A 16,066-nucleotide genomic window follows, 5' to 3' on the forward strand; every position below is an offset into this window, starting at 1 on the left:
TTAGTCTTTTTCCAAACGAGCATATTCGTCTTCTTTTTTACCGACAATGATCGTATTGCCCTGTATAACGATCGGTCTTTTAACCAACATACCATCGGTTGCCAAAAGCTCCACCAACTGTTGGTCAGAATATGTCTTTCGTTTTTCCTTGAGATTTAATTCTCTATACAACATGCCGCTGGTATTAAAAAGCTTGGAAAGCGCAACACCCTGGTCGATCCATGACTGAATCTCTTCTTTGGTTGGATTTTCTTCTTTGATGTTACGATACTCGGCATGAATGCCAAGCTCTTCCAATACCTTATACGCTTTCTGACATGTGGAACATTTAGGATATCCTATAAATAACGTCTTCATTATTCAAAAGCATGTGACAGGGCTACACTTAGCGAAGAGTTCGTTTCCACCGCATGAATCAAGGCGGCAATCAACGGTGCAATTGACAATACAACCAGGTTCGGAAGATTTTTCTGGTTTTCCGTCTGATCGATCGTATCCGTACAAACAAATTCTTTCAATCCACTGTTTTTCAAGCGTTCTACAGCCGGCCCGGATAAAACACCATGGCTGCAAGCCGCATACACTTCCCTGGCACCCTGTTTTTTCAACATTTCCACACCGGAAACAAGCGTTCCTGCCGTATCGACCATATCATCGATCAAGATCGCTGTTTTATCTTTGACATCTCCCAACAAGTTCATCGCAACTGCCACATTTGGTTTTGGACGACGTTTATCGATGATTGCCACCGGCGCACCTAAAATATCAGCCAAATTACGGGCTCTGACTGTTCCTCCATGATCCGGACTTACGACAACCACTTCACCTAAGCCTTCCTTGTGGTTAAAATAATCTCCGATCAATCCCATACTTGTGATGTCATCCGCCGGGATATCGAAGAATCCCTGAATCTGATTGGCATGCAGATCGACTGTCACGACACGCGTAGCTCCGGCTCTTTCCAAAAGACTGGCAACCAGCTTTGCCGAAATCGGCTGACGAGGTTTTGCCTTACGATCCTGACGTGCATAACCAAAATAAGGAATGATACAGTTGATGCTGGCGGCACTGGCTCGCTTACAAGCATCGATTCCGATCAAGATTTCCATTAAATTATCATTGACCGGGCAGTTGGTACTCTGTACGAAATATACGTGTTTTCCACGCACACTTTCTCCCAGTTCCACTAAAACTTCTCCGTCCGCAAAGTGATTCACCTTGCTTTTTCCTAATTCCATTCCTAATTCTTCGCAGATATGTTCTGCCAAATTCTTGCTGGATGATAATCCAAATACAATAGTGTTTTCCATGATTGTTCCTTTCCTCTTCCCTGATACTATTTTGTCTGTTTTTGATACGCGATAGTTTTATCCTGAATGAAGGTACGCCATCGGGCCTACACTTTGATTAGCTTCTACCCTGGTGCTGACGACCTTACTGGAATCAATCATGACATGATCGCCGATGACTGCATCCTTTATATACGAACCCGGAAGAATTTCCACAAAATCTCCGATTTCCGTTTCTCCTAATATTTCTACGTTGGGATGAATGATCACATCGTGTCCGATCTTTACATCTTTTCCGATGACGGTTCTTAGCGGATCTACGATCTGCACGCCTTGCTTCATCCATCCTGTATTGATGTGATTTCGCATCCATACATACGCTTTATTTAACTCTACACAATCGTTGATTCCCATCACTTCATCTCGATCTTCGATCACACACGCATTGACTTTCTTTCCCAGATTCGCCAGAATACTGACCATATCCGTTAAATAATATTCATTTTGTGCATTGTTTGGCTGAAGATCATCAATATGAGCGAAAAGATCCTCGTTTTTAAAACAATACATGCCTGCATTGATTTCACGAATTTCTCTTTGTTCCGGCGTACAATCTTTGGCCTCTACGATGGATAAGACATTGCCGTTTTCATCTCGAACGATACGTCCGTAATGGGCGCCATCTTCCAACACAGCACTGAGTAACGTTAATGAGGCATCCTGATTGGCCTGAAACAGCTTTTCCAATGTTTCCGGCTGAATACAAGGACCATCTCCGTTGATGATCAACGTATCTCCCTTTGCATCTGCCAACTGCTTACACTGCATGATCGCATGGCCGGTACCCAACTGTGGTTCCTGTAAAGCAAATTCACAATCACTGAACGCATCTTGAATGCTTTGTGCCTGATAGCCGACAACAATCAGAATTCTTTCAACATGTACCGCTCTTAGTGCATCGACAATATAACCCAACATTGGTCTGTCAATGATAGGGTGCATGACCTTACTGAGTGTTGACTTCATTCGGGTTCCTTTGCCCGCTGCCATTATAATCGCATTGCGCATGCAATCACCGTCCTTAACGTTTTACCCTTAACATCATAACAAAAATCAATTCACAGTTAAAGAAAAAGAAAGGGTTTTTAAACCCTTTGTAAAATCATGACTCTAACGCATCGATTCGATCTTGTACTTCCTGAATTTGCGACGTTAACTGATCAATCGTGCTTTGTGCCGAATCCACATCCGACTGTGCCTGTGAAACTTCAGAGGATGCAGAATTCACATGTGACTGAATGGAAGAATAATCCCCAATTCCATTTAATTTCCACTGCAGATTAGAAATCTCCTGCTGTAAGGAAGCTTGTTTCTTATATGACTGTGTAAGCTCTGTCAATTCCTCTTCTGAAATCTGATCAGCCGGAATATTCTGGAGTTCCTTCATACGTGCTTCCAAAGTACTGAGTTCCGTTTGTTTCTGCTCCAATTGCGCATTTGTATTTTGCCAGGTCGAAAGCTTATTATTCCAGTTATCATAATCATTTTGTGCGCTTGATAAACGAGAATTCGCATCATTCAAATCCGACTGTGCATCCGATAATTGAGACTGTAAACTTTTTAATTGCGCTTTTAACTCTGCGATTTTGGCATTATTGTTCGAAGAGTCTTTTTTACTGTCCGATTTTGCCTTTGCCAAAAGCTCATCAAAAGTAGAACCGGTGATCTTCTCAAAGTAATCATTTAACTTTTTCTTCTGCTCTTTTGTCAAAGAGTCATAGTCTTCTTCCCAATCTTCAATTCCATCATAATCATCGCCGGTTAAAGAATCCAGCCAATCCACAATCGAATCATAAGCCCGTTTCTGTTTCTTGGTGACTTCTTCAGTTTTATCTTCTTTTCCTGAATTCATCAACGTATAAACACCAAATCCAAGGATTCCCACTACCATAAGAGCAGCAACCACGATTCCCACAATAGCAGCCGGTGATAACCCTTTTTTCTTCGTTGGCTTTTTATGCGGCATAGGCTCTTTTCGATGCGAAGAACCACCATGCGATACAACCTCTCGCCGTAATTTTGGTGGTTTATCCTCATCCAGTAGAGATTGAATCTCATTATCGTTGATCACAACGGTTTTATTGGTATCTGTATCTTCTTCCTCGATCTTTTCCGGATCAAACATAACAGTGGTTCCAGCCGATTCTGTTTTCTTTGGTTCCGGACGCAAAACGATCGTATCATTCGTTTCATTTTGAACCGGTTCTGGCTCTACCGTCTGTCTGGAAGCTCGCTGCATGCGATCCTGTCTTCTTTTCTGTGCGGTAAAACCTTCCATTTTTTCTTCCAGTACTTCTTCTTCCTGAAAAGAATCCAACAGTCTGGAAATTTCGTCTTTCGGTTTTCTTGCGGTCATAACAACTCCCCTTTTGCTTCATTCTACCAAAAGAGGCTCTTTTTTTCTACAATCATTTCTTGATGTTTAGAAAGCCATAACGGATGAGCGGCAATCACAAAAACTTTGTTTGGAGACAATAATTCAATTCCTCTTTGTAAACTGGAGCCGGTCGTACAGACATCATCAACCAGTAAAATCGGCTTATCGGCAAGCGTATATTGTTCTTTTCTGAAAATCACATCGTTTACCTTTTCTCGCTCTTTTTTAGAAAGCTTGCTTTGTTTATGCTCTTTCTTTTTATATAAAGGAGATGCGACCGGTACATCATAAAAGGTAAAAATATCGGATAATGGATCAAACCCTCTTTGCATACGCTTTTTGTCACTGGAGCAAAGCGAACAAACTGTATACTTTTTCATTTTATGTAAATACGAATGAATTGGTTCTAAAAAGACTGGTGCCAACATGCGATCACATTGTTCTTTATAACGGAAAAATAAGCGCTCTAAAAAATCATCATATTCATACAATACATGCCATTCCATTTGATTGATTTTATAAATCTTTTTACACACTCGAAATTGATTGCGACATTTTTTACAAAGACAAAAAGAAAGTAAATCTACACTCTGTATGGAGTCCAAAGACTCATTACAAATTAGACAGAAGCGTTCATTTGCTTCAAAATACGAACGCACTCTCGAATGGATGAACTGGCGTATTGACATAAACAAATTCCTTTCCCGGAGGGATCTTTCATAGATCTTCCGATACGTCCGAAAATCTGAATCAAACTGGCTGCGGTATAAACCGCGTGTTGTCCTTCAAACACCGCAACCTGCACACTGGGAATTGTAATTCCTCTTTCTAACAAAGTTGTGCATACTAAAACATCAATTTTCTTTTGTCGGTAATCTTCTAAAATCTGATCTTTATCTTCTGTCTGGGAATGAATTCCCTTCGTCTTGACAAAAAAGTTCAATAAAACTGTCATCCAAAGGCAATCGTTGCGGCGTGGTACAAATACTAAAACTTGTTTGTTTTCTTTCTTACAGCGTCTGCAAAAGCGAACAAGAACTAAAACTTGCCTCCATAGGGCTGCCTGGATTACTTTGGGGATGATCAAAGGATATCCGTGAGGTCGTACAAACAACTCTACCATTTCCATCTTTTTTTGTTGGATCTGAAGAAGTATTTCTTTTGATGGTGTGGCACTGAGATACATTTTCTGTCCTTTGCAGGAAAGCTGCACGATCTGTTCTAAAAGTTGATTCCCGGCATAAGGAAAGGCATCCACTTCATCTAGTATCAACAAATCAAATCCATAGGGGTAGCGATATAACTGATGCATCGTACAGACAATCAGATCGCCATCTGTGATTGATGTATAATCCTGTGCCACTCCTACAACAGATAAGTCTTTAAAGGCTTTGCGCAAACGTTGGGCAATTTCTAAAACCACCTGCCTGCGACTGATCGCAAAGGCTACTTTCTTTCCCAATGCCAGGTAATAACAAATACTTTCAAACGTAATCTCCGTTTTACCGGCACCGGTTGCGGCATACACAAACACATCCTTTCCTTGTTTTAAATACGAAAGCGTCTTATGAGATGCCTTTTTTTGTGCATTGGTCAATTCATAATCTAGTTCTGGTTTTCCCTTCCAGACCTTCTTAGATAAAGTACAAGGCAAAATAGTATCCCCTATATTCATTCTGGAAAAAGGAATACACCTTCGACAATAATAAACACCATTGTCATAACCAAATAATCTTGGATCTTCATTCTTACATCTAGGACATTTACTATTCATTACGATAAAAAGTCCAAAAAAGACAAAAAAATCATTCAAGAAAATTTTTTCCTGAATGACTTTTCTACTTTATTTAAAGAAATGTGTTTCTTTTAATCGTCTGGCCGCTTCTTTGATGGCACTTTCATCCTGCACCAAAGCTAATCGGACATAGCGTTCTCCCTGCTTACCAAAAGCCTGACCCGGTGTTACGACAATGCCGGTTTTCTCCAACAAATCTAATACAAAGGCTTTGGAGTCTTCATACTTTTCCGGGATTTTTGCCCAGGAAAACATCGTTGCCGGACTTTTAGGAATGATCCAGCCGGCTTCGGCAAACTCTTTGACAAGCACATCTCTTCGATCCTGATAAGCCTGGCATGTAGAATGAATGCCCTGACCACCATGACGTAAAGCTTCAATACCGGCATATTGAACCGGCAAAAAGATACCATAATCCATATTGGATTTTAATGTACTGTAAACTTCGATAATATCTTTGTTGCCTACACAAACACCTAAGCGGGCACCGGCCATACCAAATGTTTTAGAGAATGAATTTAATTCGATTCCAATCTCTTTGGCACCTTCAAACGATAAAAAGCTTTTACCGATCTTTCCATCAAAGACAAGTTCACTATAGGCATTATCATGGAGTACCATGATGTCATATTTTTTCGCAAAGGCGATCAGCTCTTCATAGAAAGAATCCGGAGCAATTGCACAAGTAGGATTGTTTGGATACGATACGATCATCATTTTTGCCTTTTTCGCTATTTCCGGATCCATCGCATCAAAATCAATCAAATATCCATTTTCTTCCAGTAAAGGCATATACTCCACAGTCGCACCGGCAATCTTAGGTCCATCACTGAAAATAGGATAATAAGGATCCGGCACTAAGACAATATCGCCTTGATCACAAGTCGCCAAAAACAAAGTGCTTAGAGCTTCCTGTGAACCTTGCAGGCAAACCATTTCATTCGGTTCTAATTCTACATCATAACGATTTTTATACCAGTCATGAATGGCCTCTTTCATCTGGGGAAGATCCGTAATGGCATACTTATAATTTTCAGGCACCATCACAGATTCCTGCATGACCTTCATAATCGATGGCTCCGGGGCAATATTGGGTGAACCGATGGAAAAATCAATCGTATCTTTTCCCGTTTTCTTTGTATAGTCTTGTTTCAAATATTTTAAACCTGTAAAGACAGATGGTTTAAATACTTCCATTCGTTTTGATTTGATCTGCATATGTATCTCCTATATATGAAAAAAACAGCGTTTAACGCTGTTTCTATTGTATCACTTATTGTCCGCTTTTCAGACCATATTTCTTGTTAAATTTCTCAATACGTCCCTGAGCAGCTGCGAAACGCTGACGACCAGTGAAGAATGGGTGACAGTTACTGCAAGTATCTACACGCAATTCGTCTTTTTTGATCGTACTTCCTGTTTCAAATTCTGCGCCACAAGATGTACAGATACATTTAACACGATGGTATTCCGGATGAATTCCCTTTTTCATATCGTATCCTCCTTCCGCCTTAAGCCACATTCGAGCTTAAAGTAAGTGCGTAAGCATCATATCATGATAATAGACTCTTTTCAAGCTCTATTATCAGTTTGTATGTGTTGGGGTAGCTATTACCCAAGGAAAGATAGAAATGCTTGAAAGTTGAAGAATGGTTTGCATCAACAAAGTCATTTCAATGCCTTAACAGGTACTTTTTACTTACTACTTTTGCCTGGTTACTTCATTGTAAAGGTCATATTCTACAATGTTTAATAGTGGTAGTGATTTTACTATGCACACTCTATCTACAAAACTATAAATGATAAATCTTACTTCATTTACTCTACTCATATCTATACAGCTAAATAGCAAAAGAAAAGTAAACACGCGATAAATCACCACGTAGCAAAACAGTGGCTAAAAGTATGTAAATAAAATCTCTAAGCCACTTTAAATTAGCTGTGAAAAGCAGAAAAGAAATCAAGCCTTTTTTAGCCAGTCGATAGCCATACCCAGTCCAAACGCAATAACACTGGGTAATGCCCATGCCAGACCTAAATTCGCAAGTGGCAATTGTAGGTAAAGATTATATAGAACAGGAATAGGCAAATTCAAGCTCGCCAGCATTTGCACCAAACTAATCGCACCGGCTACACCAACAGTTAAGCGATAAGTCAGTTTCGATTCAATTGGTGAATTACCTAATAAAATCAAAATGATGGCCACTGGATAAATGGCTACTAGAACAGCTACTGAATAAGCTAAGATTTGATTTAAACCAAAGTTGGCTAAAATGGTTGAAATCACAGCCCACATCACTAGCCACGCCTTATAAGAACCTTTTTTTGTAAGACTATAAAAGTATTGTGAAATACTTGAAAGTAGCCCCACGCAGGTGGTCAAACAAGCTAAGGTAAAGATCAAAGCCATGAGGATGGCCCCCAGACCACCAAAAAGTTGATTGGCCACACCACGAAGAATTTCAGCTCCATTCTCTGCCGACAAAACACCTGCTGAACTGGCACCAAGGTGAGCCAGCATTAAGTAAATCAACATTAGTATAGTTCCTGCACCTAATCCCGCACGAAGCGTCACTTTCGGACTATCTTGCTGGCTGATGCCAAACCCCTCAATGACTTGTGTAATTACCAATCCAAAGTTTAAGGCCGCCACAGCATCCATGGTTTGATATCCGTCTACAAAGCCTTGTAGCAAAGGGCTTGATGCATAGGATCCTGTTGCTGCCTGATAGCTTCCTAAAGGATGAATTAAACTGGCAACAAATAAAATCAACATCAACATCAGTAAAGTCGGCGTTAAGACTTTACCAACACGATCAAGCAGCTTGCTTGGTGTAACGCAGAGCCAAAAAGCGACAAGAAAAAAGATCACCGTATAAGCCAGCAAAGCAAGATCCATCGGAACCGATTTTGGCAGATAAGGTTGCACCGCCATCACAAAAGGCAAACTTCCCGCACGCGGGATACCCAAGAAGGGCCCGATGGACATATAGATGACAATCGTAAAGAAAACCGCAAACACCGGATGAACACGGCCCGCAAGATTCATCAGTCCCTTTGATTTACTGACAGCTACAACCCCTAATACAGGCAAAACAACGGCTGTAATCCCAAAGGCCAGCATCGTCCACCACGTCTCATGGCCAGCCAAACGTCCAACAAGAGGTGGGAAAATCAAATTACCAGCACCGAAAAACATTGAAAATAATAAAAGTGATGTCAAACGATACTGTTTACTCGTTAATTTTTTCATATCAATTCCTTTCATTCCTTTAGCCAAGATAACAAAGAATATGACCCTATGTCAATTCAGTTCAAAAAAACACAAAAAAGTAAAAACAAAATTGTATTATCTTTAAAAAAGACAACTTTACACATCCAGTACCGCTTATAAGCATCTGGTCAAAATCAAATCTACAGCACTAAAGGCCATAGAAAAAGAACCTCTGGATCTTATAAATTGTACAAATCACAGTTTTCATCGTGAGAATTAATGACTCCGATCGCCTGTAGATACGAGTAGATGATGGTCGTACCGACAAATTTCATACCACGCTTTTTCAGATCCTTAGAAATTTCATCCGATAACTTCGAGCTAGTCAAACCAACTTCTTTATAAATTTTCCCATTGGTAAAAGTCATTAAGTAAGCATAAAAACTTCCCTGTTCTTTTTGAATGGCTTTAAAAACCCTGGCATTTACCACACTCGCTTTGATTTTTAAACGATTGCGTATGATTCCTTTATTTTGGGCAAGTTCCTGCAGCTTATCTTCGTCATACGCACAAATTTTATCCAGATCAAACTGATCATAAGCCTGGCGAAAAGCTTCTCGCTTATTTAATACGCATTCCCAGGATAGACCAGCCTGAAAGGATTCTAAAATCAACATCTCCAATAAATATCGCTCATCAAAATTAGGCTTTCCCCATTCTTCATCGTGATAACGAATATATAATGGGTTATTCATATTACACCAGCTGCAGCGTTTCATAAAGCAGTTCCTTTTGTAGGGACAATAAATTTTGATAGATCGTGTCCTTCGTTTTCTAAGAGTTTGATTTTATTGGCTATGCCACCACCATAACCGGTCAAGCTTCCATTCGAGCCGACCACACGATGACAGGGAATCAAAATACAGATTGGATTCCAGCCCACAGCACCACCTACCGCCTGCGTTGACATTTTATCCATTCCTTTGATCTTTGCGATATTTTGAGCAATATCCTTATACGTCACTACTTTTCCAAAAGGAATCTGAAGCATTTGATCAATCACAAGCTGACGAAATGGTGTTACCTGATTCAGTTTATACGGTGGTAAAAAGGAAGGCTCTTTCCCTGAAAAATAGATATCCAGCCATTCTTTTGTCTGATTGAAAATGGATAAATCTTTCTTGATAAAATCTTTTCCATGTTTAATTTCATCTCTGGAACCTTCAAACCACAATCCAGTCAAAACCTGGCCATCACTGGACATATAAATCTTACTAAAGGGACCATCGTAGCTTGTTCTATACATCATTTTATTTAATCCTTTCTGTACTAGGCATCACTGCGGGCATACGCGTTTTTCATGATTGAACTTAATTCAAACAAAACTTTAGACAAGGTTTCATCCGCTGCTTCTTTTGCCATATCGGCAATAGCTTGATTGGCTTGTGTGCGGATTTCTTTTTTGCGCTCTTCTGTTTCTTCCTGTGCTAACAGCGCATCGGTTTTGTGAATAATTTCATGAGCTTTGGCAGCCACTTTATTTTGATAACGTTCCATCAGGTTTCGAGATTGTTTAAAGCTGGCATCGGCCATAGCGGCAATCAGGCGACTTGTCCAGTAAAAGTTATCCGTAGAAACCTTGCCGGTAGTATTGGACAAATAGTCAGGCACCATATCCACATGAGGATAGAAAGGTATCATCACATTCATGTTGTTGGCCGCAAAGGCAATCCATTCCAAGACTTCTTTGTCCGGACGTTGATGGATCAATCCAAGTACACTGGTACGATTGACACCGATGGAACGATACATGCCGGATTTTGATCGATCGCCATAGCTTTTATATGGATCATAATCCGTTCCCTGAAATGTCGAAGACAATAAATACTTCACATCTTCGATCGTGATCTTTTTCTCCGGCACCATGCACCACGGAATATCATCGGATTCCGGTGTATAGTCCGCCTTCCGGCCTTCCCATTTTTTCGTGTGCGGATTTAATGTTTTTTCAATATACCAGGCTCTAGGTGTGTTATATACATGATCGGCATCATCATGGGAACCAAAGGCTGCTCTTGGATCAAATACAGGTTTCAAAGATAAATCTAAATGATTTTGTTCGATAAATTCTTTTAAATCACTTGAACATAAATGAGCTTTCTTATCTGTATAGGCATCTTCTAAATCAAAGGAATCAATCCCTAACTGATTTGGCATTGCGACATAGACATCATCCGGAACTCGTTTAGCCATCCAATGATGTCCACCAATTGTCTCCAACCACCAGATTTCATCTCTGTCTGAAAAGGCAATACCATTCATTTCATAGGTGCCATATTCTTCTAATAACTTCCCCAGACGAAGCACACCTTCTCTGGCAGTATGGATATACGGTAAAACAATCGTAACTAAATCTTCTTCTCCAATACCGCCGGGTGTCTGTGTCTTTTCATCATAGACAACTAAAGGATCGGCTCCTAAAACACGGGCATTGGAAGTGATCGTTTCTGTAGCTGTCATACCAACACCGGCTTCATTGACACCAAAAGCAGCCCAAATTCCTTCTCCTTCTACCGCATTGGGTGCTGCCGTATATCGCATAGGCTGATCCGGCAATTCGATTTCTACATGTGAGATCACACTTTTATAATTCTTTGGCTGCTGATCAGGCTCTACGACCACCAGTTTCTTTTCCGTAAATTGTCCGGCTCCGGAATCATCGTTACGAGCGATGATCGTTGAACCATCAAAACTAGCTTTTTTACCAACTAAAATTGTTGTACAAGACATATCGTTTCCTCCTTGTTCGTTTTATTCTTTCTCGTTTTCTCCAGTCGCATAATCAATCTCTACACCGGGTTGTACATTGTAGGCATACACATTAAACGCCAGGCTTTCACAATCATCATCCACTGAACAAGCCTGCATATGTACACCGCTGGCAACCAGATTTTCACCTTCATAAATCGGTGTCACTTCATAAAGAACATTTTCACCGGTAGCTTTCACATACTCGGCAATCTCGTTCTCAAAAGGAAGCATTCCTTCCGTATTCATATAGCGGGTACCCGTAATCAGGTTTCTCGCATTGGCATTTTCACCGGTTAATTGATATCCGATCAAATGACACCGGTTATACACCCAGCCACCCGGCACGAAATCATAACGTTCATTCTGCCATCCACTTGGTTTGACGGAGCTGATGCTTTCTCGATCTGTCTTTGGCATCGTCTCTTTTCCGACACTGGCTTTCGCCATCGTACACCGCCCTAATTCATCGAGTTGATTATAGGTTTCAAAGGATGTCTGTGCTTCTGTAATCTCATATTCTTCAAAATCCGGTTCATTATCATTGATCGTGACATAAGCATTTTGACTATATTCCGGAAGTGTATCTAAGGATATTTCATCATCATTTTCATCTTCTTTTAGTGACATATATACGACAAAACACACGATACAAATACATACTACAACACACAAACTCAACAATGCATTTCTATTGCCCTTTTTCATGAAAATCCCCCTATTTATTTTTCACCGGCATGATGTTCATATCCACATTGGTCGATATTCCGGGAAGTGTTCCTGTATGAGAATATTGCCAAATCATGAATCGATCCTGCATGGCCGGTTTATTTTGATAAGCCGCATACCAAAGATTTCTATCCTGGATCCGACTGAAATCAAGTTGATTATAGAACCAGTCTAAGTTCCCATAAATCATGGATTCATACCCATGTTCTTCCATCGCATCACAAAACATCAAGGCCAAATCTGTTTTTTCTTCGACACTTAGTGTATTGATTCGCCCTTCCTGCTCATCGAAAAATTCCATATCAAAAACGATAGGCAAATCAATAGAGTAGGAAGAAACTAAAGACAGCACAAAATCGATTTCCTCCTGAAGTTCAGTAGTGTTGATGGCGCTGGAATACCAATAAACACCTAGTTTTACGCCTTTATCTTGTGCCTGTTCCATGTTGTATGCGAATGTGGCATCCTCATGAATCTTTCCTTCAATACCGCCTCTATAACCTGCTCGTATAAACGCAAAATCAATGCCGGTACCTGTAACTGCAGTCCAGTCAATCGTACCATTGTGCTCACTGACATCAATTCCAATCTTACTTTCATAATCCGGATCGTTATAAAACTTAAAGCCTGTGCTCGCATTTTCAAAACGATCTAAATCATAGTAGGATGAGAGCATTGTTTCCGCTTGTGAAAAAAGTGAATGAACGACAAAAGTCAGTACACCAAGCAAGACCATCATCAAAATCAATATACGTAACTTTTTGGCTTTTCTTTTCCTTTTCATCGGCTTCTATTATACACCATTCATTTCTACATAAAAAAGCAGCAACGATTCGATGATCATCACTGCTTGTTTGCGATATAATTTTTACTTCATAATTTCTTTGATCTTTTGGGCAATGCTTGAAGCATCCAAATGATAATGGGCTAACAAGTCTTTTGGTTTGCCGCTTCGTCCAAAACTGTCCTGCATCCCCATCATGTACTGACGACATGCCAGTCCATACGGTGCCAGGGTTTCCGCTACCGCTCCGCCCAGGCCGCCGATCACATTGTGCTCTTCAATTGTTACAATCACATCGTGTGTTTTCGCCGTTTCTAAGATCAAATCCTTATCGATCGGTTTGATCGTGGAAATATTGATCAGTGTCGGTTCGATGTCTTTTAGCTGTTCGATAGCTTTTAAAGACTCCTGTACCATAAGTCCTGTCGCAACGATGGCCACTTTACTTCCTTTTTTAAGCACCTGCCCTTTGCCGTATTCCCATGTATAGCTGTCATCATACACATCCTCTACGCCCAGTCGTCCTAAACGTACATAACATGGGCCTTCGATATCGGCCACGGCCTTGATGATCTGTTCGAATGCTCTTCCTGCCGCAAACATCGCAAAGCTCGATGCATAGACAATCTTATGACTGGCTGCCAGTCCCGCTGCCACACCCATCATGTTGCCTTCGGCGATCCCCATATTGAAATGTCTTTCCGGGCACGCCTTCTTAGCTTCGATCGTTTTTGTGGATTTGGTCAGGTCCGCATCCAGGACCACGATATCTTCTCTTTCCTGTACCAGTTTGGCCAGGGCCTTTCCATACGCTTCTCTTGTTGCTGTTGCCATATTATTCACCACCCAGTTCCTTCATGGCTTCTTCATACTGTTCCTTGTTTGGCGCACTTCCATGCCATGCATAGTTGTTTTCCATAAACGATACGCCCTTTCCCTTGATCGTATGGGCGATGATGGCTGTCGGCTGTCCCTTGGTTTCTCTGGCTTCCTGAAAGGCTGCCTCGATTTCATTAAAGTTATGACCGTTGATCTCGATCGTATGGAAACCGAATGCTTCAAACTTGGATTTGAACGGTTCCGGTCCGATCACATCGTCGATGTTGCCATCGATCTGCAGATGGTTGTAGTCTAAAATCACACAGAGGTTGTCCAGCTTGTAATGGGAGGCTGCCATACAGGCTTCCCATACCTGTCCTTCCTCGCTTTCTCCATCGCCCAGCAGGCAATAGATTCGGTGTTCATTCTTGTCGATATGTTTATTGGCGATGGCCATACCCACCGCTGCCGAGATCCCCTGTCCCAGAGAACCGGTGGACATATCCACACCGGACACATAGTTCATGTTGGGATGCCCCTGAAGTTTGGAATCCACCTGTCTGAATCCCTGCAGCTGGTCTTCCGGCAGAAATCCCTTTTCACACAGTACGGCATACAGCAGTGGGGAGGCATGTCCCTTGCTCAGTACGAAACGATCCCTTTCGATCGTATCCACATTATCTTTGTTGATATCCATTTCTCTGAAATACAGATCCGTCAGCAGATCGGCCCCGGATAAAGAGCCGCCCGGATGCCCGCTTTGTGCCGCATACACCATCTTGATGATGTTCTGTCTTACATGCCGGGCATGTTTTTCTATATCTCTCATAAGTCCTCCTTTATTCCACATACTTCGAAACGAACCAGGAAACTCCATGATTCTGATTTGATTTTGTCACATACGTTGCCTGCTTCTTTATATCCTGCAGCGCATTATCAACCGCTACACTGATGCCTACTGCTTTAAACATGGAAACATCATTGTAGTTATCTCCAAATGCTACTACCTTCTCTGGATTCACATTCAAATATTTAAGCAGCCATTGTACCGCAGCCCCTTTAGAAACTTTACGATGCGATAGGGTATATACATATCCTTCGGATTGTACACAATGCGTATGAAGACAATTCATATGTATCTCATTTTGTATAGACTTCATAAATTGGACATTCGTATTTATGATCACAACCTTGAAAATTTCTTCCTGTCGTAAAGAATCAGTATCAAAGTCATAAATGATTTCGCATTTATCGATCAAACGTTGTTTAAAAACTTCCAATTCCGGCTGATTTCCTTTACAAAATATCTTGAAGTTTGAATATGCCAAATAAGGAATATTGGATGCCTCCAAGATTTTCAAAGCTCTTACTAATTCTTCGGATACAATGCTTTTTTCATAAATACATTGATCATTTAAGAAGATATTGGCCCCATTGTTTGTGATATAAGGCAGGTTGATTTCATATTTTTTAATCAAATCTTGAATGATATGATAATTTCTACCGGAAACAAAGGTCAAAGGAATCTGTTTTTTTTCCAAAATATCTTTTAGGTAAGGATCAAATCTTTTTTGATCATCTAGTAATGTTCCATCCAGATCACATAAGATCAACTGCATATTTTTTAGTTTATCCATCTAATTTATCCCTTAAAAAGCGGGAGGCAAAGCACAGATCTTCTTTCCAGTTCGGATTACCCGTGTACCAGAATTCTCCCACAAACCGGTACACTCCCATCTCATACAGGCATCGGATGTTTTCTTTAAATTCCGTATGTCCCGTCCCAAACGGGATCTCCCGGTATTTGCCCGGTACCGTCTCCTTGAGATGCGCCGCAAAAAGATGGCCCTTTCCCTTCTTCAGATCCTCATTCACACTTGTTCCATAAAGCAGTGAGGCATTCTTTAGATTCCCGATATCCGGATAGATCCCCAGATACGCATTGTCGATCCGGTCCACATAGTCCATCGCCTTTTCCACCGTATCCATGAACGGTGTCTCCATCGTCTCAAAGCCCAGGACCACACCTTTGCGGGCTGCCATTTCCACACTCTTCTTCAGATTCTTTTCAAAGAGCTTTCGGGTCGTTTCATCCCCTGTTTCATAATACACATCATAACCGGCCAGCTGGATGATCCGGATCCCCAGATCATAGGCCAGATCGATTGCCTTCTCCATGATCTCTAACGAT

General features: G+C 41.0%; 18 protein-coding genes. All 18 read right to left on the minus strand.

Translation table 11 applies throughout. The features are described from left to right. Entirely contained in the window at window positions 1-357 is a 357-nt protein-coding gene (locus ACTQX6_RS08600; protein ID WP_195222245.1) for a Spx/MgsR family RNA polymerase-binding regulatory protein, read from the minus strand. Continuing rightward, window positions 357-1,310: a ribose-phosphate diphosphokinase gene (locus ACTQX6_RS08605; RefSeq protein WP_117446938.1), complete on the minus strand. Its 954-nt coding sequence runs from the start codon at window positions 1,308-1,310 to the stop codon at window positions 357-359. Before ACTQX6_RS08605 ends, ACTQX6_RS08600 begins: the two co-directional genes overlap by 1 nt. Before the next feature lie 57 nt (window positions 1,311-1,367). Further along, the gene (locus ACTQX6_RS08610) at window positions 1,368-2,339 is read right to left on the minus strand and encodes a bifunctional UDP-N-acetylglucosamine diphosphorylase/glucosamine-1-phosphate N-acetyltransferase GlmU (protein WP_441657710.1); all 972 of its coding nucleotides are present in this window, start codon (window positions 2,337-2,339) and stop codon (window positions 1,368-1,370) included. 112 nt (window positions 2,340-2,451) lie between these two features. Beyond that, window positions 2,452-3,705: a hypothetical protein gene (locus ACTQX6_RS08615; RefSeq protein WP_294688780.1), complete on the minus strand. Its 1,254-nt coding sequence runs from the start codon at window positions 3,703-3,705 to the stop codon at window positions 2,452-2,454. A 23-nt stretch (window positions 3,706-3,728) separates the two neighbouring features. After that, the gene (locus ACTQX6_RS08620; RefSeq protein ID WP_441657711.1) at window positions 3,729-4,262 is read right to left on the minus strand and encodes a ComF family protein; all 534 of its coding nucleotides are present in this window, start codon (window positions 4,260-4,262) and stop codon (window positions 3,729-3,731) included. An 83-nt stretch (window positions 4,263-4,345) separates the two neighbouring features. After that, window positions 4,346-5,500, minus strand: a complete 1,155-nt coding sequence (locus tag ACTQX6_RS08625; protein WP_294688784.1) for a helicase-related protein — start codon at window positions 5,498-5,500, stop codon at window positions 4,346-4,348. A 69-nt stretch (window positions 5,501-5,569) separates the two neighbouring features. Then, on the minus strand, window positions 5,570-6,739 hold the full coding sequence (locus tag ACTQX6_RS08630; RefSeq protein ID WP_195222241.1) for an aminotransferase class I/II-fold pyridoxal phosphate-dependent enzyme: 1,170 nt from the start codon (window positions 6,737-6,739) through the stop codon (window positions 5,570-5,572). A 55-nt stretch (window positions 6,740-6,794) separates the two neighbouring features. Beyond that, a complete protein-coding gene (gene rpmE, locus ACTQX6_RS08635; RefSeq protein WP_022790100.1) occupies window positions 6,795-7,013 on the minus strand; it encodes a 50S ribosomal protein L31 in 219 nt (72 codons plus the stop codon). 468 nt (window positions 7,014-7,481) lie between these two features. Further along, window positions 7,482-8,801 (minus strand): branched-chain amino acid transport system II carrier protein, encoded by a 1,320-nt coding sequence (gene brnQ / locus ACTQX6_RS08640; protein WP_441657712.1) that lies wholly within the window; start codon window positions 8,799-8,801, stop codon window positions 7,482-7,484. Between the two features lie 173 nt (window positions 8,802-8,974). Continuing rightward, complete coding sequence (locus tag ACTQX6_RS08645) at window positions 8,975-9,490, minus strand: DNA-3-methyladenine glycosylase I (RefSeq protein ID WP_229035593.1); 516 nt, start codon at window positions 9,488-9,490, stop codon at window positions 8,975-8,977. 20 nt (window positions 9,491-9,510) lie between these two features. Next, a complete protein-coding gene (locus ACTQX6_RS08650; RefSeq protein ID WP_168966074.1) occupies window positions 9,511-10,044 on the minus strand; it encodes a methylated-DNA--[protein]-cysteine S-methyltransferase in 534 nt (177 codons plus the stop codon). 20 nt (window positions 10,045-10,064) lie between these two features. Beyond that, entirely contained in the window at window positions 10,065-11,525 is a 1,461-nt protein-coding gene (locus ACTQX6_RS08655; RefSeq protein ID WP_195222239.1) for a C69 family dipeptidase, read from the minus strand. A gap of 21 nt (window positions 11,526-11,546) precedes the next feature. Beyond that, a complete protein-coding gene (locus tag ACTQX6_RS08660) occupies window positions 11,547-12,251 on the minus strand; it encodes a DNA/RNA non-specific endonuclease (protein WP_272005610.1) in 705 nt (234 codons plus the stop codon). 10 nt (window positions 12,252-12,261) lie between these two features. Next, entirely contained in the window at window positions 12,262-13,056 is a 795-nt protein-coding gene (locus ACTQX6_RS08665) for a glycoside hydrolase family 25 protein (RefSeq protein ID WP_272005613.1), read from the minus strand. A gap of 84 nt (window positions 13,057-13,140) precedes the next feature. Next, window positions 13,141-13,890 carry a transketolase family protein gene (locus tag ACTQX6_RS08670; protein ID WP_441657713.1) on the minus strand — a complete coding sequence of 250 codons (750 nt, stop codon included), beginning with the start codon at window positions 13,888-13,890 and terminating at the stop codon, window positions 13,141-13,143. 1 nt (window position 13,891) lies between these two features. Continuing rightward, window positions 13,892-14,704 (minus strand): transketolase, encoded by an 813-nt coding sequence (locus tag ACTQX6_RS08675; protein WP_441657714.1) that lies wholly within the window; start codon window positions 14,702-14,704, stop codon window positions 13,892-13,894. A gap of 10 nt (window positions 14,705-14,714) precedes the next feature. Continuing rightward, on the minus strand, window positions 14,715-15,512 hold the full coding sequence (locus ACTQX6_RS08680) for an HAD family hydrolase (RefSeq protein WP_272007988.1): 798 nt from the start codon (window positions 15,510-15,512) through the stop codon (window positions 14,715-14,717). Beyond that, window positions 15,505-16,066: L-ribulose-5-phosphate 3-epimerase (locus ACTQX6_RS08685; RefSeq protein ID WP_441657715.1), on the minus strand; the 562-nt coding region annotated here is incomplete at its 5' end. The genes ACTQX6_RS08685 and ACTQX6_RS08680, both read right to left, overlap by 8 nt.

Origin of the sequence: Faecalicoccus sp. LCP19S3_E2, assembly GCF_052121255.1 — a bacterium.
Lineage (GTDB): Bacteria > Bacillota_I > Bacilli_A > Erysipelotrichales > Erysipelotrichaceae > Faecalicoccus.

What these genes read in the sequence shown, in the direction of transcription:
- ACTQX6_RS08600 (WP_195222245.1), bottom strand. Translation starts at nt 357, where the DNA reads ATGAAGACGTTATTTATAGGATATCCTAAATGTTCCACATGTCAGAAA.
- ACTQX6_RS08605 (WP_117446938.1), bottom strand. Translation starts at nt 1,310, where the DNA reads ATGGAAAACACTATTGTATTTGGATTATCATCCAGCAAGAATTTGGCA.
- ACTQX6_RS08610 (WP_441657710.1), bottom strand. Translation starts at nt 2,339, where the DNA reads ATGGCAGCGGGCAAAGGAACCCGAATGAAGTCAACACTCAGTAAGGTC.
- ACTQX6_RS08615 (WP_294688780.1), bottom strand. Translation starts at nt 3,705, where the DNA reads ATGACCGCAAGAAAACCGAAAGACGAAATTTCCAGACTGTTGGATTCT.
- ACTQX6_RS08625 (WP_294688784.1), bottom strand. Translation starts at nt 5,500, where the DNA reads ATGAATAGTAAATGTCCTAGATGTAAGAATGAAGATCCAAGATTATTT.
- ACTQX6_RS08630 (WP_195222241.1), bottom strand. Translation starts at nt 6,739, where the DNA reads ATGCAGATCAAATCAAAACGAATGGAAGTATTTAAACCATCTGTCTTT.
- rpmE (WP_022790100.1), bottom strand. Translation starts at nt 7,013, where the DNA reads ATGAAAAAGGGAATTCATCCGGAATACCATCGTGTTAAATGTATCTGT.
- ACTQX6_RS08645 (WP_229035593.1), bottom strand. Translation starts at nt 9,490, where the DNA reads ATGAATAACCCATTATATATTCGTTATCACGATGAAGAATGGGGAAAG.
- ACTQX6_RS08650 (WP_168966074.1), bottom strand. Translation starts at nt 10,044, where the DNA reads ATGATGTATAGAACAAGCTACGATGGTCCCTTTAGTAAGATTTATATG.
- ACTQX6_RS08655 (WP_195222239.1), bottom strand. Translation starts at nt 11,525, where the DNA reads ATGTCTTGTACAACAATTTTAGTTGGTAAAAAAGCTAGTTTTGATGGT.
- ACTQX6_RS08660 (WP_272005610.1), bottom strand. Translation starts at nt 12,251, where the DNA reads ATGAAAAAGGGCAATAGAAATGCATTGTTGAGTTTGTGTGTTGTAGTA.
- ACTQX6_RS08665 (WP_272005613.1), bottom strand. Translation starts at nt 13,056, where the DNA reads ATGAAAAGGAAAAGAAAAGCCAAAAAGTTACGTATATTGATTTTGATG.
- ACTQX6_RS08670 (WP_441657713.1), bottom strand. Translation starts at nt 13,890, where the DNA reads ATGGCAACAGCAACAAGAGAAGCGTATGGAAAGGCCCTGGCCAAACTG.
- ACTQX6_RS08675 (WP_441657714.1), bottom strand. Translation starts at nt 14,704, where the DNA reads ATGAGAGATATAGAAAAACATGCCCGGCATGTAAGACAGAACATCATC.
- ACTQX6_RS08680 (WP_272007988.1), bottom strand. Translation starts at nt 15,512, where the DNA reads ATGGATAAACTAAAAAATATGCAGTTGATCTTATGTGATCTGGATGGA.